The following is a 25,100-nucleotide window of genomic DNA, read 5'->3' as shown; positions in this document are numbered from 1 at the left end:
AAAACAGCTTCGGCTGCACAATCAGAACTTGCCGTAATAGCCCTCCTTGAGCGCGTCGAACAGGTTCGCGGCGGTGTGCAATTCGCCGTCATACTCGATCTGTTCGTTGCCCTTTACCTCCACAACTGCGCCGTCCTGGAGTTCGAAACGGTAGGTGGTGTTCTCCAGATCGGCCTCCTTGACCAGCACGCCCTGGAACGCGGCGGGGTTGAAACGGAAGGTGGTGCAGCCCTTCAATCCCTGCGCGTGGGCGTAGCGGTAGATGTCCTTGAACTGCTCGTAGGGGTAGTCGGTGGGGACGTTGGCGGTCTTGGAAATGGAGCTGTCCACCCACTTCTGCGCGGCGGCCTGGACATCCACGTGCGCCTTGGGCGAGATGTCGTCGGCGGCAATGAAGTAGCCCGGCAGGCGGGCACCATCCTCGTCGGCGAAGGGCATGGCCTGCGGGTTGACCAGGTGCCGGAAGGCCAGCAGTTCGTAGGAGAACACGTCCACCTTCTCCTTGCTCTTGCGCCCCTCGCGGATCACGTTGCGGCTGTAGTGGTGGGCGAACGAGGGCTCGATGCCGTTGGAGGCGTTGTTGGCCAGCGACAGGCTGATGGTGCCGGTGGGGGCGATGGAACTGTGGTGGGTGAAGCGGGCGCCGATCTCGGCCAGCTCCTCCACCAGCTCCGGGGCCACGCTGGCGATGCGCTGCATGTAACGGCTGTAGCGGGCATGCAACACCTTGCCCTCGATCTGCTGGCCGGCGCGCCAGCCATCGACGGCCATTTCCGGGCGCTGGCGCAGCATGGCGGCGGTGACCTCGAAGGTCTCCTGCATGATCGGCGCCGGCCCTTTCTCGCGGGCCAGGCTGAGCCCGGTTTCCCACCCCGCCACGGCCATCTCGCGGGCGATGGCCTCGGTGAAGTCGCAGGCGTCGGGCGCGCCATAGGTCATGCGCAGCATGGCCAGGGTGGAGCCCAAGCCCAGGAAGCCCATGCCGTGCCGGCGCTTGCGCAGGATCTCCTGGCGCTGCTGTTCCAGCGGCAGGCCGTTGACCTCCACCACGTTGTCGAGCATGCGGGTGAACACCCGCACCACTTCTTTGTATTCGTCCCAGTCAAACCGGGCCTGGGCGGTGAACGGGTCGCGCACGAAGCGGGTGAGGTTGACCGAGCCGAGCAGGCACGCGCCATACGGGGGCAACGGCTGTTCGCCGCAGTTATGGGCATGCAGGCCGTTGCCGTCGAAGCAGTGGATGCCAGGTACCTGGACGTCGTAGACGTCTTCCACCCCGTCCGGGTCCACGCGTTCAACGGTGGCGAAGAAGCGGCTGCGGTTGAGCGTGCGGCGGTAGGCGGCCAGCGTCCGGGTCAAGCGCGCGGCCTTGTCGGTATCGGCAAACCCGATCAGCGCGTCGTAGCGGGCTACGCCTTCGCCGCGGACCACGAGTTCGAACTGGGCCAGGGTGGGGTAAGCACGCTGGCCACCGCGGCCATCCGGCAGCACAGCGTGTCCGGCCTCACGGCGGGCGTAGAGGGTGGAGGGAATGCCGAGCCGCAGCAGCATGCGCTGCACCGCCTCCAGGCGCGGACGATTAGACTGCGCCAACCGCACGGATACGCCCTTGCCTTGATTGCCCTGCACGCTGCCGTCGGCGTCGAAGAGGCCGCGCAGGAAGCCACGACAGGCATCGCTGGAAAGTTTTTCCAGCGCCGGGGTAATCGGCTTATCACCGGGGGACATGCCCAGCTGCTGGGCAAGATCACGCAATGCCGCGGACTTCAGGCGCCATTCGCTCCGGCCGCCCACCTCGGACCACCCGGTGAAATCGGCCCGGTGCGGCAGCGTCTTCGCGCAGCGCAGCGCTTCACCCATCAGCGCGAGCGCTCCGGGTGCCGGCGTCGCCGGCGCGCCATTGGCCACTGCCGCTGGGCTCCACACCGAGAGCACAGCGCCTTCCTCTTTCAACGTGCCGTCGCCCATCAGCAGCCCCAGCAGGTAACCCTGCTCATGCGCCAGTGCACCCGGCCAGTGCGGCGCGGCGCGATGGTCCTGCAGCAGTACCTCATCCCCCGCCTGCAGCTGGCCCGCCTCGCACCACTCGCTCTGCACCTCCCAGCGGGTGCGGTGGGTGACCCGGCGAACCCGATGGTCGGCAGTCAGCCGCAGCCGATGGCCTTCGCGGGTCTGCAGGGCGAGCACCGGCTTGCGCGCCGTGCGGAAGAACCCGGCATCGGTAGTGGCATGGTCCTGCCCCTCCACGCGCACGTGGAACCCCTTCCCGATCAGCTCGGCCACCTGGCGCGGCCCGGCGGCGGTGTGCACCCAGGTATCGGCGGTGACGCAGGGATTGGTGGCGCGGATGTCCTCGCACCACCAGTTGTTGTTCATTTCATTGACCCGGTCGATCAGGATGAAACCGGGTTCGGCGTAGTCATAGGTGGACACCATGATCATGTCCCACAGGTGCCGGGCGCGGATCTGGCCGTAGACCCGGCAGGCCACCAGGCCATCTTCGCGGACCACGTAGTCGCGGTGGGTGGGCCATTCGCGCCACTGCACGGCGGCCGGATCAGCCAGGTCGAACTCGCCGGCCTCGTGCCGGCTCAGCGGGAACACCAGCGGCCAGTCGGCGTCGTTGTCCACGGCCTGCATGAAGCCATCGGTGATCAGCAGCGACAGGTTGAACTGGCGCAGCCGGCCGTCTTCGCGCTTGGCCCGGATGAAATCGCGCACATCCGGGTGCGAGACGTCGAAGGTGCCCATCTGCGCACCACGGCGGCCGCCGGCCGAGGAGATGGTGAAACACATCTTGTCGAAGATATCCATGAAGGACATCGGGCCGGAGGTGTGCGCGCCAGCCCCGGCCACGAACGCGCCGCGCGGGCGCAGCGTGCTGAATTCATAGCCGATGCCGCAGCCGGCCTTGAGGGTGAGCCCGGCTTCGTGGACCTTGCGCAGGATGCCGTCCATCGAATCTTCCAGCGTGCCCGAGACGGTGCAGTTGATGGTGCTGGTGGCCGGCTTGTGCGCCTGCGCGCCGGCATTGGAAATGATGCGGCCGGCGGGAATGGCGCCACGGCGCAGCGCCCAGGTGAAGCGCTCGCGCCAGTGCCGGCGCTTGTCCTCGGTGAGTTCGGCATCGGCCAGCGCGTGCGCCACGCGCAGGTAAGTGGCGTCGATGTCCGCATCCAGCGCCTGGCCCTGCTTGGTCTTGAGCCGGTACTTCTTGTCCCAGATATCCAGCGATGCCGGCTGCAGCGGCACTTCGCCGGTGGCCAGCTCCGGGGGAATCACGTCCGTTTGCACCGTACGCATTCGAGGCAGGCTCCATCGCGTGGTCACCGGGTGTGCCCGCTGGCGTACCCAACGCCTTGGGGCACTCTGGGTCGGCAACGCAACATCTAGTGGCCGGCCTGGATCCAGCTTACGCCGGCACGGGGGCGTGTCAACGGCACGGAAGGTCGCAGGGGCGGCGGTGGCCGGCTCGATTTCATCGCCGGTTTAGCCGGCAGCGCACAGACTCGTTCAGCTTGATTTACCGTATACGTGTTCTCCGCCCACCGGACTCCCATGCGACCGCTCCCGACCCTGCTCACGCTCGCGCTTGCCGCCGCCTTCGGAGGCTTTGTCGCTTCCGCCATCAACGCCCATCTGGACAACCGCGCTGAAGCGGCGCCGGCCACGCCGGCCATTCCGGCGACCGCTGCGCTGCCTGCGTCGGTGGCCGGCCAGCCGGTGCCCTCGCTGGCGCCGATGCTGGAGCGGGTGATGCCGGCGGTGGTGAGCGTCAATACCAAGCAGGTGGTGCGGGTGCGCAACCCGTACTTCAACGACCCGTTCTTCCGCCGCCTGTTCCCGGAAGTGCCGCAGGAGCGTATCAACGAATCGCTCGGTTCGGGCGTCATCATCGATGCGGCCGAAGGCCTGGTGCTGACCAACCACCACGTGATCGAGAACGCCGACGACGTGCAGGTGACGCTGTCGGACGGGCGCACGGTCAAGGCCGAGTTCCTCGGTTCGGACCGCGACACCGACATTGCGCTGATCCGGATTCCGGCCGACAAGCTCACCGCACTGCCGCTGGGCGACAGCACGCAGCTGCGCGTGGGCGATTTCGTGGTGGCCATCGGCAACCCGTTCGGCTTCAGCCAGACGGTCACGTCGGGCATCGTCTCGGCGGTGGGCCGCACCGGCATCCGCGGGCTGGGCTACCAGAACTTCATCCAGACCGATGCCTCGATCAACCCGGGCAACTCCGGCGGCGCGCTGGTCAACCTGCAGGGCCAGCTGGTGGGCATCAATACCGCCAGCTTCAACCCGCAGGGCAGCATGGCCGGCAACATCGGCCTGGGCCTGGCCATTCCGACCAACCTGGCGCGCGATGTGGTGGACCAGCTGATCAAGCATGGCGTGGTGGTGCGCGGCACGCTGGGCATCGAAGCACAGAACCTCACCCAGGCGCTGGCGCAGAACCTGGGCCTGAGCGAAGCGCGTGGCGCGCTTGTCACCCGCGTGCTGGCCGGTTCGGGCGCCGCTGCGGCCGGGCTGAAGCCGGGCGATGTGGTGGTGTCGGCCAACGGCCAGCGGGTCGATGGCGCGGTGGCGCTGCACAACGTGGAGGGTCTGCAGCCGGTGGGCAGCGCGCTGACACTGGAGGTGCGCCGTGATGGCAAGCCGCTGACGTTCAAGGCCACGCTGAAGGAGCAGCCGCGCGCGGTTGCCGGTGAATCGCTGGACCCGCGGTTGAGCGGCGCCACCTTCGTCGACCTGCCCGAGACATTGCGCCAGGCCGGCAGCAGCGGGGTCATGGTCAGCGAGGTCAAGCGCGGCAGCCGCGCGGCGAATTCGGGCCTGGTCGCCGGCGATCTGATCATCCAGGCCAGCGTGGGTGAATTCGCCGACCTGGCCAGCTGGCGCGCCAATTTCCAGCAGCGCCCGCAGCAGCTGGTGCTGCGCGTGGTGCGCGGCAATGCGCGCGGCGAACTGGAGATGCGCTGAACCGGTCAGGCAACCTTCGCGCGCGGATCACACCAGCTGACGCCCTCTACACCCTGCCAGTGCTATTACCTTCAGTTCGCTTCGACCGGCATGGCCTGCGGTCACCTTCCCCATCGCTTACTACGGAGATACACGATGAGCCCCACCAATACCGAAAACCTCAAGGAACACCTGGGTGAAGCCGGTTCGCACCTGAAGTCGGCTGCCACCGCTGCCGGCGGCGCGATCAAGGGCGCCACCGGCGCGGCGACCGACGAACTGCGTATCGGCAAGGCCAACGTCAAGGCCGAACTCTCCGACACCGCACTGTCCGGGCTGGCTGCTGCTGAATTCGGCGGTGCTGCTGCCAAGGAACAGGTCGATGCGCTGATGGACAAGGGCAAGGACCTGGTCGACAGCGCCGCCGAGCTGATCCGCGAGCGCCCGCTGGCCTCGTTCGGCGTGGCGTTTGCCGCCGGCTGGATCATCGCCAAGCTTGCCCGCAGCGGCGACAAGTAAGTCGGCGTGAGCGATCAAGCACAGTCGACGCCTGACGGTGGGGCGGCAACGCCTCCACCCGAGGGCGATGCCGGGCAGCGCGCGCCGCGCCTGGATGAAAGCATCCGCGAGGTCGGCCAGGCTGGCCGCGCAACCGTGGATTCGGCCAAGCACACGCTGCGTTCGCTGCGTCGGCTGGCCTCTTTTGAATTTGCATTGGCACGCAGTGCGTTCGGTCGGGCATTGGCGTGGAGCGGGGTGGCGATCGTGTTCGGCGCCTCAGCCTGGCTGCTGCTGGCCGGCACGCTGATTGCGCTGATGCAGCGCTGGGGCCTGTCCTGGTTCCATTCGCTGTTGATCACCTCGCTGGTGAGCCTGGCGATGACCGGCTACGCCATCTGGCGGGTGTCGTTCTTCTTCCGCCACACCGGCATGCATGCCACCCGCCGCCAGTTGTCGCGGCTGGGCCTGTTCGATGAGCCCACCGAAGACGATCCCGATGCGGATGTGCGGGCACCGGAGCGTACGCCATGAAGTTCGAAGCCCTTCGCCACCGCGTCAAGCGGGCTGAACAGGTGGTCTCGATCCGGGTCGACCAGACCCAGTGCAGCTGGTTCACCCTCAGCCAGGCCTGGCGCGAAGGCTGGACCCCACTGCGCATCATCAGCGTGGGCCTTGCCGGTGGTTTCCTGGCCGGCAAGCTGGAGCCCGGCAGCACCCGTTTCCACGGGGCCCGCTGGCTGCAGATGATTGGTTCGGTGTCCAACCTGATGGCCAGCGCACAGGCGGCGTTCGCCTCGATGCAGGCCAATGAGGCGGCCGAAACCGCCGAACAGGCCGCGGACAAGGTGGATGAAGCGGTCGACCCGACGCCACCTGCAGCACCGGCTCGGGCCGCCGCCCCTGCCCCTGCGCCACGGGCCCGGGTGACCGCTACGCAGGAGGCGGCGCAGCCGCAGCCACTGCCAGCGGAAGCGGCCACCGACGTTTCCGAACGTTAACCGGTAGCGCCGGCCGTTGGCCGGCCCTCCCATTCCACACGCCGCACGCACCCGGGTTGCCCAATAATGCGTCTCCTCTCCAGCGTGCGACCTGCATGAGCGTTCCTGCGCCCTCCCCTGCCGACGCTCCCCTGCCGGTACCGGTACCGCCCCCGCCGCGCCCGCGCGCGCCGATGTCGCTGGTGGTGCTGGCCATGCTGGCGGTGGCGTTCACTCTGTGGGCCGCGCAGGAAATCATCCTGCCGATCCTGCTGGCCATGTTCTTCGCGCTGGTCGGCAACCCGATCCTGCGCCTGCTGGGCCGGCTGTGGGTTCCGCGCTTCCTGGCGGCGGTGCTGGTGATCGGGGTGGGGTTGAGCGGCACGGCCGCGCTGGGCGTGCAGCTGGTGGGCCCGGCGATGGAATGGGCACAGGAAGCCCCGCAGCAGCTGCGCAAGGTGGCCCGGCAGGTGCAGAACCTGACCAAGCCGGTGCAGCAGGCCAACCAGGCGGCGGAGAATTTCGCGCGCGTGGCGGGTGGCGAGGGCAGCCGCCGGGTGCAGGTGGTGCGCACCCAGCTGGATGACCCGTACAAGGTACTGACCCGGGCGCCGCGCCTGGCCGCGTCCGTGCTGGCGGTGGTGCTGCTGACGCTGTTCTTCATGATCTATGGGCAGAACCTGCAGAAGCATGCCATCGCGCTGTTCCCCAGCCGGCAGCAGCAGCGGTTCACTACTGACATCCTGCGTTCGATCGAACGTGAGGTCTCGCGCTATGTATTGACCATCACCGTGATCAACACGCTGGTGGGGCTGATTTTCTCCGGGGTGCTGTTGCTGCTGGGCATCAGCCTGCAGGAAGCGCTGCTGTGGGGCACGGTGGCGGCGCTGCTGAATTTCGCACCCTACGTGGGCCCGCTGATCGGGGTGACGCTGATGCTGCTGATGGGCTTCGTGGAGTTCAGCGACCCGTTCCATGCCTTGCTGCCGGCGGCGTGTTACCTGGCCCTGCACACCATTGAAGGCCAGGTGGTGACCCCGATCGTGCTGGGCCGGCAGATGGCGATTTCGCCGCTGATCCTGATCCTGGCGCTGATGGTGTTCGGCTGGCTGTGGGGCATGGTGGGCCTGCTGCTGTCGGTCCCCCTGCTGGTCTGCATCAAGCTGGTGCTGGCGCGCCTGGACGGCACCCAGGGGTGGGCCAAGCTCCTGGAGTAGAGCCACGCCCTGCGTGGCTGACCCCACAGGAGTAGAATGGACGGGTGAATTTTCCCGTCCTAGCCATCACCCTCGACCTCGACGACACCCTGTGGCCGTTCGCCCCTATCGGCGCCCGCATCGACCAGGTGTTGTACGAGTGGATGCTCCAGCACAGCCCCGCCACCGCCGCGATGTACCCGGTGGCGGCGATGCGCGAACTGCGTGAGCGCTCCTTCCGCGATAACCCGCACCTGCACTACGACCTGAGCGCCCTGCGCCGGCTCACCCTGCGCGAGGCGCTGGAAAACAGCGGGGCAGACCTGGCCCTGCTGGAACCGGCCTACGAGGCGTTCTACGCCGCCCGCAACCAGGTGGAGTTCTACCCCGATGCGGTGGACGCGCTGGCCCGCATCGCCGCCCGGGTGCCGGTGGCCGCGCTCAGCAACGGCAACGCCGACCTGGCCCGGATCGGGCTGGACCACCACTTCGCCTTCCAGCTGGGTTCGCGCGAACACGGCGCGGCCAAGCCGGCCGCCAGCATCTTCCACGCCGCCTGCGAGCGCCTGGGCGTGCCTCCGGCGCAGGTGCTGCACGTGGGCGACCACATCGAAATGGACGTAGTGGGCGCGATGCAGGCCGGCCTGCGTGGCTGCTGGATCAACCGCGTCGAACACACCTGGCACCATCCTTCGCTGCAGCCTGACCTGCAGTTCGACACCCTGACCGGGCTGGCCGACTGGCTCGATGCGAACGCATCGGCACAGACCGCCTGACCACGAACGGAGCACGACCCCGCATGACCCAGATCACCGGCTTCACCACCGATTCGGCCAACGCCCTGCCGCTGCATGTCATGGAGCGCGAACAGTTCGCGGCGTGGCGCGCGCAGCAGAGCCCGGCCCTGGTTGCCTGGCTGGATGCGCAGCACTTCAACGGCAGCGGTGGCAGCGTGGTGCTGCTGCCGGGCGAACACGGCCTGGCCGGCGCCATCGTCGGCGTGGGCGACCCGGGCGATGCCTATGCGTATGCACACGCCCCGTTCGCCCTGCCCGAAGGCACCGTCTGGCAGCTGGCCAATGCACTGCCGGCCAACATCGAAACCCTGCTGCACCTGGGCTGGGGCCTGGGCAGCTACCGCTTCGCGCGCTATCGCAAGCCCAACCGCGCGCCGGCGCAGCTGGTAGCCAGCCCGGCCGCCGAAGTGCGCGATGTGATCACCGCGAGCCTGCGCGTGCGCGACTGGGTGAACACCCCTACCGAAGACATGGGCCCGCAGCAGCTGGAAGACGCCGCGCGTGAACTGGCCGCCGCCCATGGTGGCCAGTGCGAAGTGATCACCGGTGACGCGCTGCTGGAGCAGAATTTCCCGGCCATCCACGCGGTGGGTCGCGCCTCGCACCGCGCGCCGCGCCTGATCGCGCTGCGCTGGGGCCAGGCCGGCCGCCCGCACGTGGCGCTGGTGGGCAAGGGCGTGTGCTTCGATACCGGCGGGCTGGACATCAAGCCGGCCGACGGCATGCGCAACATGAAGAAGGACATGGGCGGCGCCGCGCACGCGCTGGCGCTGGCCGGGCTGATCATGGCCCAGGAGCTGCCGGTGCAGTTGACCCTGCTGATCGCTGCGGTGGAAAACGCGATCGGCCCGGATGCGTTCCGCCCGGGCGAAGTGATCGCCACCCGCAAGGGCCTGAGCATCGAAATCGACAACACCGATGCCGAAGGCCGGCTGGTGCTGTGCGATGCGCTGACCTACGCCAGCGAACAACAGCCGGAGATCGTGCTGGATTTCGCCACGCTCACCGGTGCGGCGCGCATCGCGCTCGGCCCGGACCTGCCGGCGCTGTTCAGCAACAACGACAGCCTGGCCCAGCAGTGGCTGCAGGCCGGCGAAACCACGCGCGACCCGGTCTGGCGCATGCCGCTGTGGCGCCCGTACCTGCGTTACCTGCACAGCGGCATTGCCGACCTGGCCAACGCCGGTTCGCGCATGGCCGGCTCGGTGACCGCGGCGCTGTACCTGGAGCGGTTCATCGCCGAAGGCCAGGCCTGGGCGCACCTGGATGTGTACGCCTGGAATGATGGCGAACGCCCGGGCCGCCCGGCCGGTGGCGAGGCCCTGGCGCTGCGCTCGGCGTGGTCGATGTTGAAAACGCGATACGCGTAACGCCGAACCGAACCGATCCCCGCCCCGGCGGGGATCGTTCGTTGAATCTTGTCGAAAATGTGAATATCCGGGCGACCGGGGTTCTGACACCATGGCCGCACCCACCCCCTCACGTTCGAGAAGGCAGGTAACGGCCCATGTCGCTCTTCCGCTATACCCGCGCCGGCCGTGAGCCGGATGCCCCGCGCCCCCCGCATTCCCCGCTGCTGTGGATCGCGCTGATCGCGTTGATTGCCGGCGTGCTGGTGCTGGCTTTCGCCTGGCTGGCCGGCTGGCTGGGCCGCGACCGCGTCACCGTGCAGACCTTCACCGACACCATCGAAGCCACCGGCGCCAACCACCCCGGTTTCCGCCGCGCGCACAGCAAGGGCGCGTGCGTAAGCGGCAGCTTCCAGGGCACCCCGCAAGGGGCCGCACTCAGCGCGGCACGGGTGTTCCGCCAGCAGCAGGTACCGGTGCTGGGCCGCCTGTCGATCGGCGGCGGCGATCCTCACGGTGCAGACGCCAATGCGCGCGTGCGCAGCATGGCGCTGCAGCTGGTCAGCGATGACGGCCAGGAATGGCGCACGGCGATGAACAGCTTCCCGTTCTTCGCCGTGCCCACCACCGAGGCGTTCCTGGAACAGACCCGCGCCGGCATTCCCGACCCGGCCACCGGCAAGCCGGACCCGGCGAAGATGGCAGCCATTGCAGCCAAGTACCCATCGGCGAAGGCCTTCGGCGAATGGGCCAAGACCGCGCCGTGGTCCACCAGCTGGGCCAACACCACCTACAACGGCGTGAACAGCTTCCGCTTCACCAACGCCGACGGCCACACCGAAGTGGTGCGCTGGAGCATGCGCCCGCTGGCACCGTTCGAAGCCATGGATGCCGAGCAGCGCAAACAGGCCAGCCTGGATTACCTCAGCGATGAGTTCCAGCAGCGCCTGGCCAACGGGCCGGTGCAGTGGGAGATGTGGGCGACCATTGCCACAGCCGGCGATGCGGTGAACGACCCCTCGATTCCGTGGCCTGAAGACCGCCGCCAGGTGAAGCTGGGCACGCTGACCCTGACCGCGCTGCAGCCGCAGGCCGGCGGTGCCTGCAACAACCTCAACTTCGATCCACTGATCCTGCCCAGCGGCATTGCCGGCAGCGATGACCCGATCCTGGCCGCGCGTTCGGCGGTGTATTCCGAATCGTTCAACCGCCGCGAACGCGAACTGGCCAGTGGCAAGGAGAAGGCGCAATGAGCCGTGATGCCGGGCATTTCAACCTCACCGCGCGCGTGCTGCACTGGCTGATGGCGGTGCTGATCCTGACCATGCTGTTCGTCGGCGTGACCATGGTGGCCTCGCTGCACTGGCGACCGATGCTGGTGGACCTGCACCGGCCGCTGGGCATCGCGATCCTGCTGCTGGCGCTGGTGCGGCTGATCAACCGGTTGCGCCATCGGCCACCGCCGCTGCCGGCGGATCTGCCGGCGTGGCAGGCGGCCGCCGCGCATGCCTCGCATTGGGTTCTGTACGGGTTGATGCTGGCCATGCCGCTGGTGGGCTGGGCGATGCTGTCGGCCGGTGGCTACCCGATCCAGATGTGGAAGGGCGTGCTGCTGCCGCCGATCCTGCCGCACGACGTGGCGCTGTACGCCGCGCTGCGCAGCGCGCACAGCCTGCTGGCCTATGTGTTGTTCGCCACGGTGGTGCTGCATTTGAGTGCGGCGCTGTTCCACCTGTGGGTGCGCAGGGATGGGGTGTTCCAGGCGATGGCGAAGGGCCCAGGAGACCGTTGACAAGGGCACACGACCAACGGTCGTGTGCTACCGGCTGGTTGTAGCCACCGTGGGTGGTTACAACCACCCTTTCTGCCGGGCCAGGCGGTAGGCCTCGATGCGGTTTGCCACGCCCAGCTTGCCGATGCATTCGGACAGGTAGTTGCGCACCGTGCCATGCGACAGCCCCAGCTGCGTGGCGATCTCGCTGGCCGAGCGGCCGTCGCCGGACAGGCGCAGCACCTGGCGTTCGCGGTCGTTGAGCGGGTCGGCCTGCGACCACGCATCGAGTGCGAGCTGCGGGTCAATGGCACGGCCACCGTGCTGTACCTGGCGCAGTGCATCGGCCAGCTTCTCCGCCGGTGCGTCCTTGAGCAGGTAACCGCACACGCCGGCATCCAGTGCGCGGCGCAGGAATCCGGAACGCGCGAAGGTGGTCACGATCACCACCTTGATCGGCAGCGCATGCCGGGCGATGCGCTGCGCCAGCTCCAGCCCGGACAGCCCCGGCATTTCGATATCGGTGACCAGGATGTCCGGCTGCAGCTGCTGCAGCATCCGCCAGGCCGCCTCACCGTCAGCGGCGGCACCCAGCACGTCGATATCCGGCTCCAGCCCGAGCAGCGCCGACAACGCGCCGCGCACCATCGCCTGGTCTTCGGCCAATACGATGCGGATCATGGCAGTGCCTCACTGGTCATTGGGGGCGCACTTGGCGCCGTGGCGACCGCGGCGGTCCTGGCCGGTAGCGGCACCTGCACCACCACCGTGGTGCCCTGCCCGCGCGGGGAGTGCACCTGCAGCGTGCCACGCAACGCAGCCACGCGTTCGCGCATGCCAGTGAGCCCGTTGCCATCGGCCTGCACATCGCCGCGGCCGTCATCGCGGATCTGCAGGCCCAGGGTGCGCCCGTCCTGGCTGAACTCAACCCAGGCCTGGTGCGCGTCGGCATGCCGCACGATGTTGGTGGCCGCTTCGCGCAGCACCAGCGCCAGGCCGCGTTCGATCTCCGCCGGCATCGGCGGCGGCGGGCTGTAGTGCAGGTGCACGTGCTGGCATTCCAGCAGCAGCCGCGCGGCCGCCAGTTCCGCAGCGAGATCGCTGGCACGGATGCCGGTCACGGCGCTGCGCACTTCAGACAATGCCTGCCGCGCGATGGCTTCGGCTTCGGTCACCTCCAGCCGCGCGCGTTCGGGATCGCGTTCGAACAGCTTGCGCGACAGCTCCAGCTTCAGGGTGATCAGCGACAACGTGTGACCGAGCAGGTCGTGCAGGTCGCGGCCGATGCGCTCGCGCTCGGCGGTGGCGGCCAGCCGTCGCACTTCGTCCTGGGAGAGCTGCAGGGCTGCATCGCGATCCTTGTTGGTGCTTTCCACGTTGATGATGACGCCAATGATGAACGCCATCGACGGAATCCAAACCACCAGCTGCCAGTGGTAGCCCACCCACAGCGCGATCGCCACGAAGGCGGCGTTGAGCACCACCAGCTGGCCGAGGTAGCGCCACGCGCTGCCGGTGCGGCACACCCGCAGGGTGACGCAGCCGAAGATGAAGTAGCTGATGCCTGACGGATACCACGGCAGCAGCGCCAGGCCCATGGCCACCATGGCCAGCGCGTAACGCGGCGCGTGCCGGCGCGGCGACAGCAGCTGGCGGGCGTACAGCGCCAGGAACACCGGGTAGGTCAGCAGGGTCAGCCACAGCCACGTCAGGGTGTAGCCGCCGCCGAACATCGGGGTGAGGAACACCCAGCCGGTCCACAACAGGTGCACCGCGTCGGACCAGGCCGGCTTGCCGGCGCGCAGGTTGTCGGCAACGGCCGAATCCGCGGCAGGTCGCAGAAGGGAGGAGAGCCAGCGGGGCGGCATGGTGGGTTCCCGGTCGTGGGGGCGAGGCGCGATCATGGCAGTTTCCCGGTGGGGTGCGGCATACCCATACGATCCCGGGTCGGCGATGGCATTTCCAGTACGCCCCATCACCCCAGGCAGGTGACAGCTGTCACTGCACGGAACCGCGCCGGCCGGGCATCCTGTGCCCCAGCCGGCCCCTTCCGGTTTGCCCGTGACTCCCGTTGCGGTCACACTCGGCCCGATTCCACGTCCAGACTCACGATGAACGCATCCGCTGAACTGCTCAAGGAACTCCGCATCGACCGCAAGAAGGCCGCCGCCCCGCCGCCTTCGTCGCCACGCCGTGGCCTGTGGATCGTGCTCGCCATTGTCGCCCTGCTGATCCTGGGCGGTATCGCCTGGGTGATGTTCGGCCGCGAACGCCCGATCGAGGTGACCACCGCGCCGGTGGTGGCCATCCAGCAGGGCACCGCCAGCAGCTCGGTGCTCGATGCCAGCGGCTACGTGGTGGCCCGGCGCATGGCCACGGTGTCGGCCAAGATCACCGGCAAGGTTCGCGAGGTGATGATCGAGGAAGGCATGCGGGTAGAAGAAGGCCAGGTCATGGCCACCCTGGACCCGATCGATGCCAACGCCCAGCGCAGCCTGTCGTCCTCGCAGCTGGAAGCGGCCCGCAGCCAGCTGGCCGGCCTGCAGGCACAGGTGGCCCAGGCCGATGCCGAAGCCGGGCGCCTGCAGAAACTGGTGGGGCAGCAGCTGGTTTCGCGCTCGCAGTTCGACCTGGCCATGGCCCAGCGCGACAGCCTGCGCGCGCAGCTGCGCACCGCGCAGCGCAACACCAAGGTGGCCGGCGACGCGCTGGCCATTGCCGACCTGGGCGTGGACAACAACATCGTGCGCGCGCCGTTCTCCGGCGTGGTCACCGCCAAGGCGGCGCAGCCGGGTGAGATCGTGTCGCCGCTGTCGGCCGGTGGCGGCTTCACCCGCACCGGTATCGGCACCATCGTGGACATGGATTCGCTGGAAATCGAAGTGGACGTGGGCGAGGCCTTCATCGGCCGCGTGCAGCCGAAGATGCCGGTGGAAGCCACGCTCAACGCCTACCCGGAATGGAAGATTCCGGCCGAAGTCATCGCCATCATCCCCACCGCCGACCGCGGCAAGGCCACGGTCAAGGTGCGCGTGGCGTTGAAGAGCAAAGACCCGCGCATCGTGCCGGAGATGGGCGTGCGGGTGAGCTTCCTGGAAGCGGCCGCCCCGGCCCAGGCCGCAGCGTCCAAGGGCGTGCGCGTGCCGGCGGCGGCGCTGGTCGAGCGCGACCAGAAGACGGTGGCGTTCGTGGTGGGCGATGACAGGCGCGTGCAGCAGGTCCCGGTCACCGTGGGCGTGGCGCTCAACAACGACCGCCAGGTCACTGCCGGCCTCAGCGCCGGCCAGCAGGTGGTCAGCAACCCGCCGCCGGAACTGCGCGATGGCAGCGCGGTCGTGGAAAAGCAGGCGCAGTAAGCAAGGCGGCGCCGCGACCGGGTCGCGAGCCGACGATGTGCGATTCCCGTGCCGGCCCGGCGCGCATGCGCGCGGCTGCCTGCAGGGCTTCTTCTTCCACCGCATCACGGAGAACCACCCATGTCCACCCTGGTTTCGCTCCGCAACATCACCAAGACCTACCAGCGCGGCCCCGAAAAGGTGCAGGTGCTGCACGGTATCGACCTGGACATCCAGCGCGGCGACTTCGTCGCCCTGATGGGGCCGTCCGGCTCGGGCAAGACCACCCTGCTCAACCTCATCGGCGGGCTGGATACGCCCAGCGGCGGCGAGATCGAGATCGAAGGCGAGCGCATCGACCGCATGTCCGGCGGCCAGCTCTCCACCTGGCGCAGCCACCATGTCGGCTTCGTGTTCCAGTTCTACAACCTGATGCCGATGCTCACGGCGCAGAAGAACGTGGAACTGCCACTGCTGCTCACCCACCTGGGTGCGGCGCAGCGCAAGCGCAATGCCGAAATCGCGCTCACCCTGGTCGGCCTGGCCGACCGCCGCAGCCACCGCCCCAATGAGCTGTCCGGCGGCCAGCAGCAGCGCGTGGCGATTGCGCGGGCGATCGTGTCCGACCCCACGTTCCTGATCTGCGATGAGCCCACCGGCGACCTGGACCGCGCCTCCGCCGAGGAGATCCTGTTGCTGCTGCAGCAGCTCAACCGCGAGCACGGCAAGACCATCATCATGGTCACCCACGACCCCAAGGCCGCCGAGTACGCCACCCATACGGTGCACCTGGACAAGGGTGAGCTTGCACAGGCACCTGCGGCCCACTGACGGAGGTCACTGCGATGAAATATTTCTCGCTCATATGGGCACAGCTGTTCCGCAGCAAAACGCGGACCCTGCTGACCCTGCTTTCGGTGGTGGCCGCGTTCCTGCTGTTTGGCATGCTCGATTCGGTGCGCGTGGCATTCAGTTCGGGCGGCAGCGTGGAAGGCGCCAACCGGCTGATCGTAGCCTCGCGCCTGTCCATCACCCAATCGCTGCCGACCCGGCTGGAGCCGCAGGTGCGGCAGGTACCCGGGGTGAAGGACGTCACCTACGGCATGTGGTTCGGTGGCATCTACCAGGACCCCAAGAACTTCTTCGCCAACTTCTCGGTGGCACCCAACTACTTCGACGTGTACCGCGAACTCCAGCTGCCGCCCGAACAGCTCAAGGCCTTCCAGGACACCCAGACCGGTGCGGTGGTGGGCGAAACGCTGGCCAAGGAGTTCGGCTGGAAGATCGGCGACACCATTCCGCTGCAGGCCACCATCTTCCCGCGGGGCGGCAGCAACGACTGGCCGCTGCAGCTGGTGGGCATCTTCCGGTCAAAGGACCGCACCCTGGCAGCAAATGAAGAGCGCCAGCTGATGATGAACTGGAAGTACTTCGACGAGAGCAACGACTACATCAAGAACCAGGTCAGCTGGTTCACGGTCACCCTGGACAACCCGGACCACTCCTCGCGTGTGGCCCAGGCCATCGATGCGATCTCGGCCAATTCGGACCATGAAACCAAGACCCAGACCGAATCGGCGTTCCAGCAGGCCTTCGTCAAGCAGTTCGCCGACATCGGCCTGATCGTCACCTCGATCATGGGCGCGGTGTTCTTCACCCTGCTGCTGCTCACCGGCAACACCATGGCCCAGGCCGTGCGCGAGCGCGTGCCCGAACTGGCCACGCTGAAGACGCTGGGCTTCAAGGACAGCACCGTGCTGACGCTGGTGATGATCGAATCGGTGCTGCTGATCGGGCTGGGCGGCGCCATCGGCATGGGCCTGGCCGCGACCATCCTGCCGCTGCTGGCGCCGAAGACACAGGGTCTGTTGCCGCCGCACGTACCCACCCAGACCTGGTTGATGGGCATTGGCCTGATCCTGCTGATCGGGGTGGTAGTGGGCCTGCTGCCGGCGCTGCGCGCCAAGCGGCTGAAGATCGTCGATGCCCTGGCGGGCCGCTGAGGAGAACCGACATGAGGAAGCAATGGTTGAGCAATCTGTTGTCGGTGCTGCTGCTGGCGGTGATGCTGGCGGTGTGGATCATGCTGCCCTGGCCGGGGGTGCTGGCCGTGGCCGTAGCAGTGGGGTTGTGGCTGCTGTTCACCCGCAGCGGGCGGCTGGCGCTGGCCGCCACGCGCATTGGCGTGGCCAGCCTGCCGCAGCGGTGGGGCGCGTCCTCGGTGGTGGTGGTGGGCATTGCCGGCGTGGTCGGCGTGCTGGTGGCAATGCTGGCGATGGGCCAGGGCTTCCAGGCCACGCTCAACAGCACCGGCGATGACACCACGGCCATCGTGCTGCGCGGCGGTTCGCAGGCCGAAACCAATTCGGTGATCACCCGCGACCAGGTACCGCTGCTGTCCACCCTGCCCGGCGTGGCCAAGGATGCGCAGGGCCGGCCGATGATTTCGCCGGAGCTGTCGCAGGTGGTCAACCTGGTCTCCAAGGGCGACGGCACCGACGTCAACGCGCAGTTCCGTGGCGTGGGCGAAATGGCGTGGGCGGTGCACGACAAGGTCAAGGTCACCGAGGGCCGCCCGTTCAAACCCGGCCTGCGCGAGATCGTGGTCGGCAAGGGCGCGCAGGGCCAGTTCCGCGGGCTGGAGGTGGGTAAGTCGCTCACGCTGGGCAACCAGCAGTGGACCGTGGTGGGTGTGTTCAACTCCGGCGATGCCCATGATTCGGAACTGTGGACCGACGCTGAGACGCTGGCCAACACCTACCAGCGCAGCGCGTGGCAGTCGATCAGCGTGCGCACCGCTGGCAAGGCTGGGTTCGATCAGTTCAAGGCCGGCGTCGCTGCCGACCCGCGTCTGAAGTTGGATGTGGAAACCACGCGGGCGTACTACGCCAAACAGGGCGGTGGCCTGAACACCCTGATCAAGGTGCTGGGCACGGTGATCGGCGCGATCATGGCGGTGGGTGCGGTGTTTGGCGCGCTCAACACCATGTATGCGGCGGTGGCCACCCGCGCGCGTGAGATCGCGACGATGCGCGCGATTGGCTTCCGTGGGTTGCCGGTGGTCACCGCGATCATGCTCGAAACCATGTTGCTGGCACTGATCGGCGGCTTGCTGGGCGGGCTGGTGGCGTGGGCGATCTTCAATGGCTACAGCGTCTCCACCATCGGCAGCAACTTCAGCCAGGTGGTGTTCCAGTTCAAGGTCTCGCCCGAGCTGTTGTGGAGCGGGCTGAAGTGGGCGCTGGGCATCGGCCTGGTGGGCGGGCTGTTCCCCGCGCTGCGTGCGGCGCGGTTGCCTATAACCACGGCGTTGCGCGAAACCTGATGCATGGAACCACCGTGCCCCCGGAGGGGCACGGTGGATGGATCATTCCGCCCGGCACTCAATCTTTCCAGCAATCCGGGCACAGAGGTATGCAACGGTGGAGGTGCCGAACGCAGGCGTCCCCGTGACTTTTACGCCCGCCCAGCCGGCCCGCTGCACGAAGTAGGGCGCGAGCGCCCGCTCGTAAGGCAGCCTGCGCGCGGTGCCGTCTGGATACAGGAAGTCTTCCGCTTTTTCCTGGATCACCCAGTTCCAGTCCCGCGAGTTCAGATACTCCCACTGGCGTGTCTCGTAATCGAAGTAGAACTCGACGTAGCCGAGCGAGGACGTCAGGATCTTCAGCTGCGCGATCAACGGCGACGCGCCATAGGACTGCGATTCGAACCGCAGGATGCGGCCGTGCTCGGCATCTGCGTTCAAGAAGGCGTAGCGGCTTGAGCGGGTGAGCATGCGCCGTACCGTTTCACGCGCTTCCTCACGCCTGGGATTGAGGTCGGAGACGTGATGCCCCCACAGCAGGGTGTCGCTCTGCGGTTGTTCCATCATCACGTGCGGTGATCCCGGTGGCTGCAGCGACACCGTTCCCCACTGGTCAACGAAAGCGCCCTGGACCTCATTGTAGAGCTTCATCAGCGCGTTGTACTGCGTGCGTATCCACGGTGCCGGCACGAAATGCGTGGCCACCAGCTGCCCGTTCTCGTTGGTGACCTGAAACCCCTGAATGTTGGTCTGGCTTGCGGCCTGGTAGACGTAGTGCGAGCCGACGCCCAGCGAGCGCGCCTTCGCGTACATCTCAGCATCGGTACACATGTAGCACGGCTGTGCGACGGGATCTTCAATCTTTTCCTGCGCCATGCCCTGCAATGGCAATGCCGCCAACAGCAACCACCCCAGATTCTTCATTACCCACTCCCTGATAGCCCGCACACGCGGGTGGTGTGAGTGCAGCATCGTGGGAGTGTCCAGGGATATCGGAATGGATCGAATTGCGCCGCCAGGTGTGCGCCATCTGAAATGATGCGGTCGGCGCGCCCTGGACCACGACCGCGTGTCGTTCATGCTCGTTCAAACGGCACATTGCGTCAGCCCAGCTGTATCGCCAGCGATGCCCATCTGAGACGCCGATCAAACCAACGCTGTGACGAGGCTCAACGGAATCAGTGAAGCGGCCTCGTTCTTGTCCGAAAATTCTGCAATCCCGTTGCGCCCTCCATCGCCGGCCGCTATTTTCGCGCCCTCGAAAGAAACACGCGCCGCAGACTGAATGCGACAGCGGGAAACCACAGGAGGGTATGGATGTCGCGCGACGGACTGATCACGAAGATTCAGTCGGGGATTCTGACCCTCCCCGCTGGACTCCTTGCAGCCACTCTCTACGCCATCGCCTGCTGGTCAACGCGACAGATCTCACTGGACCAGTTCTTTCTGCCGTCCGGTATACGCGTGGCCGCATTACTGATCACGCCAGTTCGCATGTGGCCCTACCTCCTGCTGGGGGAGTACGCCTACTTCGCCGAAATGCGCCTTCCTCTGGTAGGCACGTACGGGCTTGAATGGGTATTGGTGTCCTCGGCCTATCAGTTTCCACTCGTCGCACTGATCGTCTACCTGCACCGGCGTGCAGTTTCGGGCAAGAGGCAAGCTTGGATGCTCACCATCGCGGCCACGGCGGCGCTCGCGGTCGGCGTTGGGAATCTCGTGCTGATGCATGCATATTGGCAGTCACCACCGGCGGGCGATGTTTTTGTCATTGCCAGCAGGTTCATGCTTGGACACTACGTCGCCATTCTCACCATTGCCCCTATGGCGGTGCTGTGGAGTCGACGCAAGGAGGTCGATTGGCCAACGTGGCGAGAGCCCCCCAGTACAAGCGCGGCCGCCTCCCTGCTTGCACTTGGCGTGGCATCCATCCTCATCCCGGAGGATGCGTACGCCCACAAGGCCGCGATATTGCTACTCATGGTTGCTCCCATCATCGCCCTTACCTGTATCCATGGATGGTGGGGGGCGGCCATCGGAATGCCGATGATGTACGTCTTCGTACGCATCAGCACGCCAGTGACCGGGCTTCCCGGATCGTTCGACCTTGACTCCTTCAAGGTGCAGTTGGTTACCGCGCTCTCCGGGACGGCGCTGCTCGCGTTGGGCTCGAGGATCACCGACTACTATCATCAGTATCTGCTGCATGCGAAGGCGGGTCGTCAGGCAATCTCCAACGCGCGCGCCTCCCACATCGCCGGTGAACAGGAGTTGCGCAATCGCGTCGACAGCCTCCGACGCATCGGCGAGCGCCTGGATGCGTCGTTGAGCGACACCATCGATTGGCTCCGGAGCAACGGCCACCACGATGTCGCGTCCAATCTGCTCCATGTGTCGACTGTCCACTCGCGGACGTTCCGGGAACAGACCAGCATGGTTTACCCCACCACGATGGAACACGTAGGGTTGTATCTCGCCATCCAGGTAGGCGGTATAGGCGACGCTTGGGACCAGACAGGTCGCCTTGCCAGATCAAGCCTCACCGGCGACCCATGCCGCCTCAGCCTTGATCTGCAACTGACTGCCTACCGTGCAGTGACGGAGGCCGTGTCCCTCTTTCTGGAGCACGAGCGCGGCCCACTGAGGATCCGGGCGCGCTGTGGCCAGTTCGGCGCTACCAGGGGCATCGTGATCACTGTCGGCGTCCTGGATTCACGACACCACATTTCGCGAAGCACTATGACCATGGCGATCGGGCGACTTAGCGGTCGCGCCCAAGCCTACGGCGGCACCATTCAGTGCCGCCGAGATCGGATCCGGATGTTCCTCGCCGACTCGTCCACCTGCTAGGGAATATCGGATACACGCTCAACCCACCACACGGTTGACGGCCCGTGACCGCTGACGAGCAGTTTGAACTCATGGTCACGGTAAGCCTCCACAACATCCGCCACGTGTGGGTAGCGATCCTCCGAAGGGAGCGATATCTGCGTGTCGACTGGGCCAGATGGAAGCACCCAGAAGGTGTCGCCTGACTTTGCCAGGATGAACTCGATGGATCCGGCACTGTCACTGACTTGGAAGTAGTTGACGGCGTCGCGCTCGAAGGCATGTACGCTCCAACGTCGATCCAGACTCAGATTGGCTGATGAGGGTTGGATCTCGCCCATTCCGCTACGCGCTGGCTTCTGCCCAACACTTGGGCAGCAGAGTGCCCAGGCGTTGAGCGGTGAAGCCATCATCAGGATGAGCGGGCACACGTAACGCGTAGTCAACTTCAACACAGTGGACCTCCAGAGGCTTCATCAGTGGATGCGCGCGATGCTATTTGCGCCCAAAGGCCCACACCATGAAGAATGTCGGAAACGTGGTCGCGCAGCCACGTAGGGAATGGCTCCACGTTCGGAGCGCGGCGCCAATGCAGGTCGTTCACAGGCTGCGTAGAGCCACGCCCTGCGTGGCCGCCGGATGTCAGGTGCGCGCAGGTGCCCGCGAGCGCCACAGGCTGTCGCCGATGAACAACAGCAGCCCGGTCCAGATCGCGGCAAAGCCGATCGCCTTGGCGGTGTCGAATGGTTCGCGGAAGAAGAACACGCCCAGCAGCAGGCCCAGGCTCGGGGCGATGTACTGCAGGATGCCTACCAGCGAGAGCGGAATGCGCTTCACCCCATAGGCGAAGCCGATCAACGGCAATGCCGTCACCGCGCCGCCCAGGATCAGCAGCAGGTCGTTGCGCCAGCCCCAGCCGCTGAAGAACGCGCCACCGTGACCGTTTTCGCTCCACAGCGCGAAACCGATGGCCGGCAGGAACAGGTACAGGCTTTCGATGCCCAGCCCGGCTACCGGGTCTACCGAGATCATCTTGCGCAGCAGGCCGTACAGCCCGAACGAACAGGCCAGCCCCAGCGCGATCCACGGCGGGGTGCCGGCGTCGAGGGTCAGCCAGACCACGCCCAGTGCCGCGCACGCCACCGCCAGCCACTGCAGGCCGCGCAGGCGCTCCTTGAGCACCACCACGCCCAGCACCACGCTCACCAGCGGGTTGATGAAGTAGCCCAGGCTGGTTTCGATCACGTGCCCGGCGTTGATCGCCCAGATGTACAGCCCCCAGTTGAAGGCGATGGCCATGCTGCTCAGGGCCAGGGTGGGCAGCGCGCGTGGCTGGGCGGCAATCTGCTTCCACCAGCCGGTGCCGTTGCTCAGCAGCAGCCAGGCCACCACCAGCACGGTGCTCCAGATGATGCGGTGGGCGATGATCTGCTGCGAGGGCACCGCCTTGAGCAGGTGCCAGTACACCGGCACCAGCCCCCACAGGGTGAAGGTGAAGGCGGTAATGGCCAGGCCACGGCGCTGTTCCTGCAGGGGCGTCCGTTCCACAGCGCTCATTTGCGGCGGGTCCGTGCCAGGGTCAGCACCAGCACGCCGCCCAGGATCACGCCCATGGCCAGCAGGTCATGCGGGCCGAAATGCTCGTGGCCGATCAGCGCGCCCAGCAGTACGGCGATCACCGGGTTCACGTAGGCGTAGCTGGCGGCCAGCGCCGGGCGCACGTTCTGCAGCAGCCACACATAGGCGGTGAAGGCGACGATGGAGCCGAACATGCACAGGTAGGCCACCGCCAGCAGCCCATTCATGCTGGGCCAGGTGGTCGGGCGTTCGCCGGTGACCAGGCCCAGCGCGACCAGCATCACCCCGCCGCACAGCATCTGCCCGGCGGCGGTCATGAACGGGCTGGGCAGGTCCAGGCTGCGCGCCCAGACCGAGCCGAAGGCCCAGCCGATCGGGGCGATCAGCAGCAGCACCAGGCCCTGCGGCGAGGCGGTGAGGCTGCTGCCGGCGTTGAGCCAGACCACGCCGAGGAAGCCGATGGCGATGCCCAGCCATTCGCCGCGGGTGGCGTGCTGACCGCGCATGGCGCCGAACAGGGCCATCCACAGCGGCACCGATGCCACCGCCGTGGCGGCCAGCCCGGAGGACACCGTGCGCTCGGCCAGCACCACCATGCCGTTGCCCAGCACCAGCATGGTCAGGCCCATGATCACCAGGTTCCGCCACTGCCGGCCGGTGGGCGCGGGCATGCCGCGCCAGCGCAGCACCGCGTACATCAGGCTGCCGGCGACGATGAAGCGGGCGCCGGATACGGTGGTCAGGGGCAGCGCCCCGCCTTCCAGGGCAAAACGGATGCCCAGGTAGGTAGACCCCCACACCACGTACACCAGCAGCAGGGCCAGGACGACCAGGCCGCTGCGGGGAGCGACCTGCGGAGTTGCGGGGGTGGCGGCCATACGGGACCAGCGGTCGGGGGAGAGGCGATTCTAGGCCTTTGCCGGCGGCCCGGCATGCCCTCTGGTGGCACGCTGTCGTGCTGGACCTAGTTACATGGTGCAATGCCCACCGATCATCACGTGGGGTAAGGTAAAAACCAGTATTGCCATTGCTCCACCGTGAGGACCGTTTTCCAACATGAGCACTTCCCCCACCCTGGCCGCGCCCGCCAATGACAAGGCCGCGCTGAAACGCTCGATCTCCAATACCCTCAAGGGTTCGGCGGGCAATCTTGTCGAGTGGTACGACGTCTACGTCTACTCGGTATTCGCCGTCTACTTTGAATCGCAGTTCTTCTCGGCCGCCGACAAGAATTCCACCATCTACGTGTGGGCGATCTTCGCCGCCACCTTCCTGATGCGCCCGATCGGCGCCTGGTACTTCGGCCGCTTCGCCGACCGTTACGGCCGACGCCTGGCGCTGACCGTGTCGGTGTCGATGATGGCAGCCTGTTCGTTCCTGATCGCACTCACCCCCACGGCCAACACCATCGGTGGCTGGGCCGCGCTGATCCTGCTGTTCGCACGCCTGCTGCAGGGCTTCGCCACCGGTGGCGAGTACGGCACCAGTGCCACGTACATGTCCGAAGCGGCCATCCCGGGCCGCCGTGGCTTCCTGTCCTCGTTCCACTACGTCACCCTGGTGGGTGGCCATGTGCTGGCGCAGCTGACCCTGTTCACCATGCTGCTGTTCTGGGACAAGCCGGAAATTTCGGCCTGGGGCTGGCGCATCGCGTTCGGCATCGGCGGCCTGGCTGCGATCGTGGTGTTCTGGCTGCGTCGCTCGATGGATGAATCGCTGGGCGAAGACTCCATCGAAGCCGCGCGCGAAGGTCGCGCCAAGGCGTCCGGCTCGATGTACGAGCTGTTCGTGAACCAGTGGCGCCCGCTGCTGCTGTGCTTCCTGATCACCGCCGGTGGCACCGTGGCCTTCTACACCTACTCGGTGAACGGGCCGAAGATGATCCAGAGCGCGTTCGCCGGCACCGACGTGATGACCGGTACGCTGATCAACCTGGGCGTGCTGACGTTCCTGATGGTGCTGCAGCCGATTGGCGGCTGGCTGTCGGACATCGTGGGCCGCAAGAGCCTGCTGGTGTTCTTCGGCGTGGGCGGCGTGCTGTACAGCTGGTACCTGATCACCGAGCTGCCGAACCAGCACGACCCGCTGATCGCGTTCCTGACCCTGGCCCTGGGCTTTGTGATCCTCACCGGCTACACCTCGATCAACGCGGTGGTGAAGGCCGAGCTGTTCCCAACCCACGTGCGTGCACTGGGCGTGGGCTTTGGTTACGCGCTGGCCAACTCGCTGTTCGGTGGTACCGCCCCGCTGCTGTACCAGGGCGCGCTGAAGACCGACCGGGTGGGCGATTTCGCCATCTATGTCACCGCGATCATCGCGGTATCCCTGGTGGTGTACATGTTCTTCCTGAAGAACCATGGCCCGAACTACCTGGATGGCACGCGGAAGTAACGGGGCAGCGGCGAACAGCCGCAGCACGGGAAAAGAAAACGCCGGGCATTGCCCGGCGTTTTTCGTTTGGGTTCGCGGGGATCACGACCAACGGTCGTGATCTACCA

The 25,100-nt window shown here is 66.8% G+C and carries 22 protein-coding genes; 15 read left to right on the top strand and 7 right to left on the bottom strand.

The genetic code is table 11. The features are described 5' to 3' along the window. Positions 1-21: 21 nt before the first annotated feature. Entirely contained in the window at positions 22-3,303 is a 3,282-nt protein-coding gene (locus tag ACQG3P_RS09030) for an LAGLIDADG family homing endonuclease (RefSeq protein ID WP_426804837.1), read from the bottom strand. A gap of 255 nt (positions 3,304-3,558) precedes the next feature. On the opposite strand from ACQG3P_RS09030, the gene ACQG3P_RS09025 reads away from it, so the two are divergent. From ACQG3P_RS09025 to ACQG3P_RS08985, 9 genes are all read left to right on the top strand, one after another. Further along, positions 3,559-4,986 carry a Do family serine endopeptidase gene (locus tag ACQG3P_RS09025; protein ID WP_426804836.1) on the top strand — a complete coding sequence of 476 codons (1,428 nt, stop codon included), beginning with the start codon at positions 3,559-3,561 and terminating at the stop codon, positions 4,984-4,986. Positions 4,987-5,121: 135 nt separating this feature from the next. Then, positions 5,122-5,484, top strand: a complete 363-nt coding sequence (locus ACQG3P_RS09020) for a hypothetical protein (RefSeq protein ID WP_068848632.1) — start codon at positions 5,122-5,124, stop codon at positions 5,482-5,484. A 6-nt stretch (positions 5,485-5,490) separates the two neighbouring features. After that, positions 5,491-5,997: a phage holin family protein gene (locus ACQG3P_RS09015; RefSeq protein ID WP_184126123.1), complete on the top strand. Its 507-nt coding sequence runs from the start codon at positions 5,491-5,493 to the stop codon at positions 5,995-5,997. Then, positions 5,994-6,464, top strand: a complete 471-nt coding sequence (locus ACQG3P_RS09010; RefSeq protein ID WP_217537619.1) for a protein sip-5 — start codon at positions 5,994-5,996, stop codon at positions 6,462-6,464. Before ACQG3P_RS09015 ends, ACQG3P_RS09010 begins: the two co-directional genes overlap by 4 nt. Positions 6,465-6,559: 95 nt before the next feature. Further along, a complete protein-coding gene (locus ACQG3P_RS09005) occupies positions 6,560-7,660 on the top strand; it encodes an AI-2E family transporter (RefSeq protein WP_068848627.1) in 1,101 nt (366 codons plus the stop codon). 44 nt (positions 7,661-7,704) lie between these two features. Further along, on the top strand, positions 7,705-8,415 hold the full coding sequence (locus tag ACQG3P_RS09000; RefSeq protein ID WP_426804835.1) for an HAD family hydrolase: 711 nt from the start codon (positions 7,705-7,707) through the stop codon (positions 8,413-8,415). A 23-nt stretch (positions 8,416-8,438) separates the two neighbouring features. Then, on the top strand, positions 8,439-9,806 hold the full coding sequence (locus ACQG3P_RS08995; RefSeq protein ID WP_354277942.1) for a leucyl aminopeptidase family protein: 1,368 nt from the start codon (positions 8,439-8,441) through the stop codon (positions 9,804-9,806). A gap of 137 nt (positions 9,807-9,943) precedes the next feature. After that, a complete protein-coding gene (locus tag ACQG3P_RS08990) occupies positions 9,944-11,038 on the top strand; it encodes a catalase family peroxidase (RefSeq protein ID WP_426804834.1) in 1,095 nt (364 codons plus the stop codon). Continuing rightward, positions 11,035-11,577 (top strand): cytochrome b, encoded by a 543-nt coding sequence (locus tag ACQG3P_RS08985; protein ID WP_184126126.1) that lies wholly within the window; start codon positions 11,035-11,037, stop codon positions 11,575-11,577. Before ACQG3P_RS08990 ends, ACQG3P_RS08985 begins: the two co-directional genes overlap by 4 nt. A 57-nt stretch (positions 11,578-11,634) precedes the next feature. Here the strand turns inward: ACQG3P_RS08985 and ACQG3P_RS08980 are convergent, their stop codons facing one another. Together ACQG3P_RS08980 and ACQG3P_RS08975 are read right to left on the bottom strand one after the other, a co-directional pair. Further along, entirely contained in the window at positions 11,635-12,237 is a 603-nt protein-coding gene (locus ACQG3P_RS08980) for a response regulator transcription factor (RefSeq protein ID WP_068848617.1), read from the bottom strand. Further along, entirely contained in the window at positions 12,234-13,424 is a 1,191-nt protein-coding gene (locus ACQG3P_RS08975) for a sensor histidine kinase (protein WP_426804868.1), read from the bottom strand. The genes ACQG3P_RS08980 and ACQG3P_RS08975 overlap by 4 nt, the downstream gene beginning before the upstream one ends. A gap of 243 nt (positions 13,425-13,667) precedes the next feature. Here ACQG3P_RS08975 and ACQG3P_RS08970 point away from each other — a divergent pair, with 243 nt between their 5' ends. From ACQG3P_RS08970 to ACQG3P_RS08955, 4 genes are all read left to right on the top strand, one after another. After that, positions 13,668-14,912, top strand: a complete 1,245-nt coding sequence (locus ACQG3P_RS08970) for an efflux RND transporter periplasmic adaptor subunit (RefSeq protein WP_426804833.1) — start codon at positions 13,668-13,670, stop codon at positions 14,910-14,912. Between the two features lie 120 nt (positions 14,913-15,032). Then, positions 15,033-15,722 (top strand): ABC transporter ATP-binding protein, encoded by a 690-nt coding sequence (locus tag ACQG3P_RS08965; protein WP_068848611.1) that lies wholly within the window; start codon positions 15,033-15,035, stop codon positions 15,720-15,722. Between the two features lie 14 nt (positions 15,723-15,736). After that, on the top strand, positions 15,737-16,894 hold the full coding sequence (locus ACQG3P_RS08960) for an ABC transporter permease (RefSeq protein ID WP_068848609.1): 1,158 nt from the start codon (positions 15,737-15,739) through the stop codon (positions 16,892-16,894). Positions 16,895-16,905: 11 nt separating this feature from the next. Next, on the top strand, positions 16,906-18,216 hold the full coding sequence (locus ACQG3P_RS08955) for an ABC transporter permease (RefSeq protein WP_426804832.1): 1,311 nt from the start codon (positions 16,906-16,908) through the stop codon (positions 18,214-18,216). A 42-nt stretch (positions 18,217-18,258) separates the two neighbouring features. Here the strand turns inward: ACQG3P_RS08955 and ACQG3P_RS08950 are convergent, their stop codons facing one another. Then, entirely contained in the window at positions 18,259-19,119 is an 861-nt protein-coding gene (locus ACQG3P_RS08950) for a hypothetical protein (protein ID WP_426804831.1), read from the bottom strand. A 393-nt stretch (positions 19,120-19,512) separates the two neighbouring features. Between ACQG3P_RS08950 and ACQG3P_RS08945 the strand changes: the two genes are divergently transcribed. Next, positions 19,513-21,045 (top strand): MASE1 domain-containing protein, encoded by a 1,533-nt coding sequence (locus tag ACQG3P_RS08945; RefSeq protein ID WP_426804830.1) that lies wholly within the window; start codon positions 19,513-19,515, stop codon positions 21,043-21,045. On the opposite strand, the gene ACQG3P_RS08940 is transcribed toward ACQG3P_RS08945, so the two are convergent. The 3 genes from ACQG3P_RS08940 to yedA all read right to left on the bottom strand — a co-directional run bounded on the left by ACQG3P_RS08940 (position 21,042) and on the right by yedA (position 23,480). Then, complete coding sequence (locus tag ACQG3P_RS08940) at positions 21,042-21,476, bottom strand: hypothetical protein (RefSeq protein ID WP_426804829.1); 435 nt, start codon at positions 21,474-21,476, stop codon at positions 21,042-21,044. The two genes, ACQG3P_RS08945 and ACQG3P_RS08940, sit on opposite strands and share 4 nt — an antisense overlap. Positions 21,477-21,666: 190 nt before the next feature. After that, entirely contained in the window at positions 21,667-22,581 is a 915-nt protein-coding gene (gene rarD, locus ACQG3P_RS08935) for an EamA family transporter RarD (protein ID WP_426804828.1), read from the bottom strand. Continuing rightward, a complete protein-coding gene (gene yedA / locus ACQG3P_RS08930; protein ID WP_426804827.1) occupies positions 22,578-23,480 on the bottom strand; it encodes a drug/metabolite exporter YedA in 903 nt (300 codons plus the stop codon). Before yedA ends, rarD begins: the two co-directional genes overlap by 4 nt. A gap of 178 nt (positions 23,481-23,658) precedes the next feature. On the opposite strand from yedA, the gene ACQG3P_RS08925 reads away from it, so the two are divergent. Beyond that, a complete protein-coding gene (locus tag ACQG3P_RS08925) occupies positions 23,659-24,993 on the top strand; it encodes an MFS transporter (RefSeq protein WP_068848597.1) in 1,335 nt (444 codons plus the stop codon). The last annotated feature ends 107 nt before the right edge of the window (positions 24,994-25,100 follow it).

It is taken from the genome of Stenotrophomonas sp. SrG, from assembly GCF_050031795.1.
Classification (GTDB): Bacteria; Pseudomonadota; Gammaproteobacteria; order Xanthomonadales; family Xanthomonadaceae; genus Stenotrophomonas; species Stenotrophomonas rhizophila_A.
Note: the sequence above shows the minus strand (reverse complement) of the source record. Positions and strands in the feature narration are given on the sequence as shown.

Bases quoted from the DNA above. Each gene is read 5' to 3' on its own strand.
- ACQG3P_RS09010 (WP_217537619.1), top strand. From the start codon at position 5,994: ATGAAGTTCGAAGCCCTTCGCCACCGCGTCAAGCGGGCTGAACAGGTG.
- ACQG3P_RS08990 (WP_426804834.1), top strand. From the start codon at position 9,944: ATGTCGCTCTTCCGCTATACCCGCGCCGGCCGTGAGCCGGATGCCCCG.
- ACQG3P_RS08925 (WP_068848597.1), top strand. From the start codon at position 23,659: ATGAGCACTTCCCCCACCCTGGCCGCGCCCGCCAATGACAAGGCCGCG.
- ACQG3P_RS08970 (WP_426804833.1), top strand. From the start codon at position 13,668: ATGAACGCATCCGCTGAACTGCTCAAGGAACTCCGCATCGACCGCAAG.
- ACQG3P_RS08965 (WP_068848611.1), top strand. From the start codon at position 15,033: ATGTCCACCCTGGTTTCGCTCCGCAACATCACCAAGACCTACCAGCGC.
- ACQG3P_RS09025 (WP_426804836.1), top strand. From the start codon at position 3,559: ATGCGACCGCTCCCGACCCTGCTCACGCTCGCGCTTGCCGCCGCCTTC.
- ACQG3P_RS09005 (WP_068848627.1), top strand. From the start codon at position 6,560: ATGAGCGTTCCTGCGCCCTCCCCTGCCGACGCTCCCCTGCCGGTACCG.
- yedA (WP_426804827.1), bottom strand. From the start codon at position 23,480: ATGGCCGCCACCCCCGCAACTCCGCAGGTCGCTCCCCGCAGCGGCCTG.
- ACQG3P_RS09020 (WP_068848632.1), top strand. From the start codon at position 5,122: ATGAGCCCCACCAATACCGAAAACCTCAAGGAACACCTGGGTGAAGCC.
- ACQG3P_RS08955 (WP_426804832.1), top strand. From the start codon at position 16,906: ATGAGGAAGCAATGGTTGAGCAATCTGTTGTCGGTGCTGCTGCTGGCG.
- ACQG3P_RS08960 (WP_068848609.1), top strand. From the start codon at position 15,737: ATGAAATATTTCTCGCTCATATGGGCACAGCTGTTCCGCAGCAAAACG.
- ACQG3P_RS08985 (WP_184126126.1), top strand. From the start codon at position 11,035: ATGAGCCGTGATGCCGGGCATTTCAACCTCACCGCGCGCGTGCTGCAC.
- ACQG3P_RS08945 (WP_426804830.1), top strand. From the start codon at position 19,513: ATGTCGCGCGACGGACTGATCACGAAGATTCAGTCGGGGATTCTGACC.
- ACQG3P_RS08975 (WP_426804868.1), bottom strand. From the start codon at position 13,424: ATGCCGCCCCGCTGGCTCTCCTCCCTTCTGCGACCTGCCGCGGATTCG.
- ACQG3P_RS08950 (WP_426804831.1), bottom strand. From the start codon at position 19,119: ATGAAGAATCTGGGGTGGTTGCTGTTGGCGGCATTGCCATTGCAGGGC.
- rarD (WP_426804828.1), bottom strand. From the start codon at position 22,581: ATGAGCGCTGTGGAACGGACGCCCCTGCAGGAACAGCGCCGTGGCCTG.
- ACQG3P_RS09030 (WP_426804837.1), bottom strand. From the start codon at position 3,303: ATGCGTACGGTGCAAACGGACGTGATTCCCCCGGAGCTGGCCACCGGC.
- ACQG3P_RS08995 (WP_354277942.1), top strand. From the start codon at position 8,439: ATGACCCAGATCACCGGCTTCACCACCGATTCGGCCAACGCCCTGCCG.
- ACQG3P_RS08980 (WP_068848617.1), bottom strand. From the start codon at position 12,237: ATGATCCGCATCGTATTGGCCGAAGACCAGGCGATGGTGCGCGGCGCG.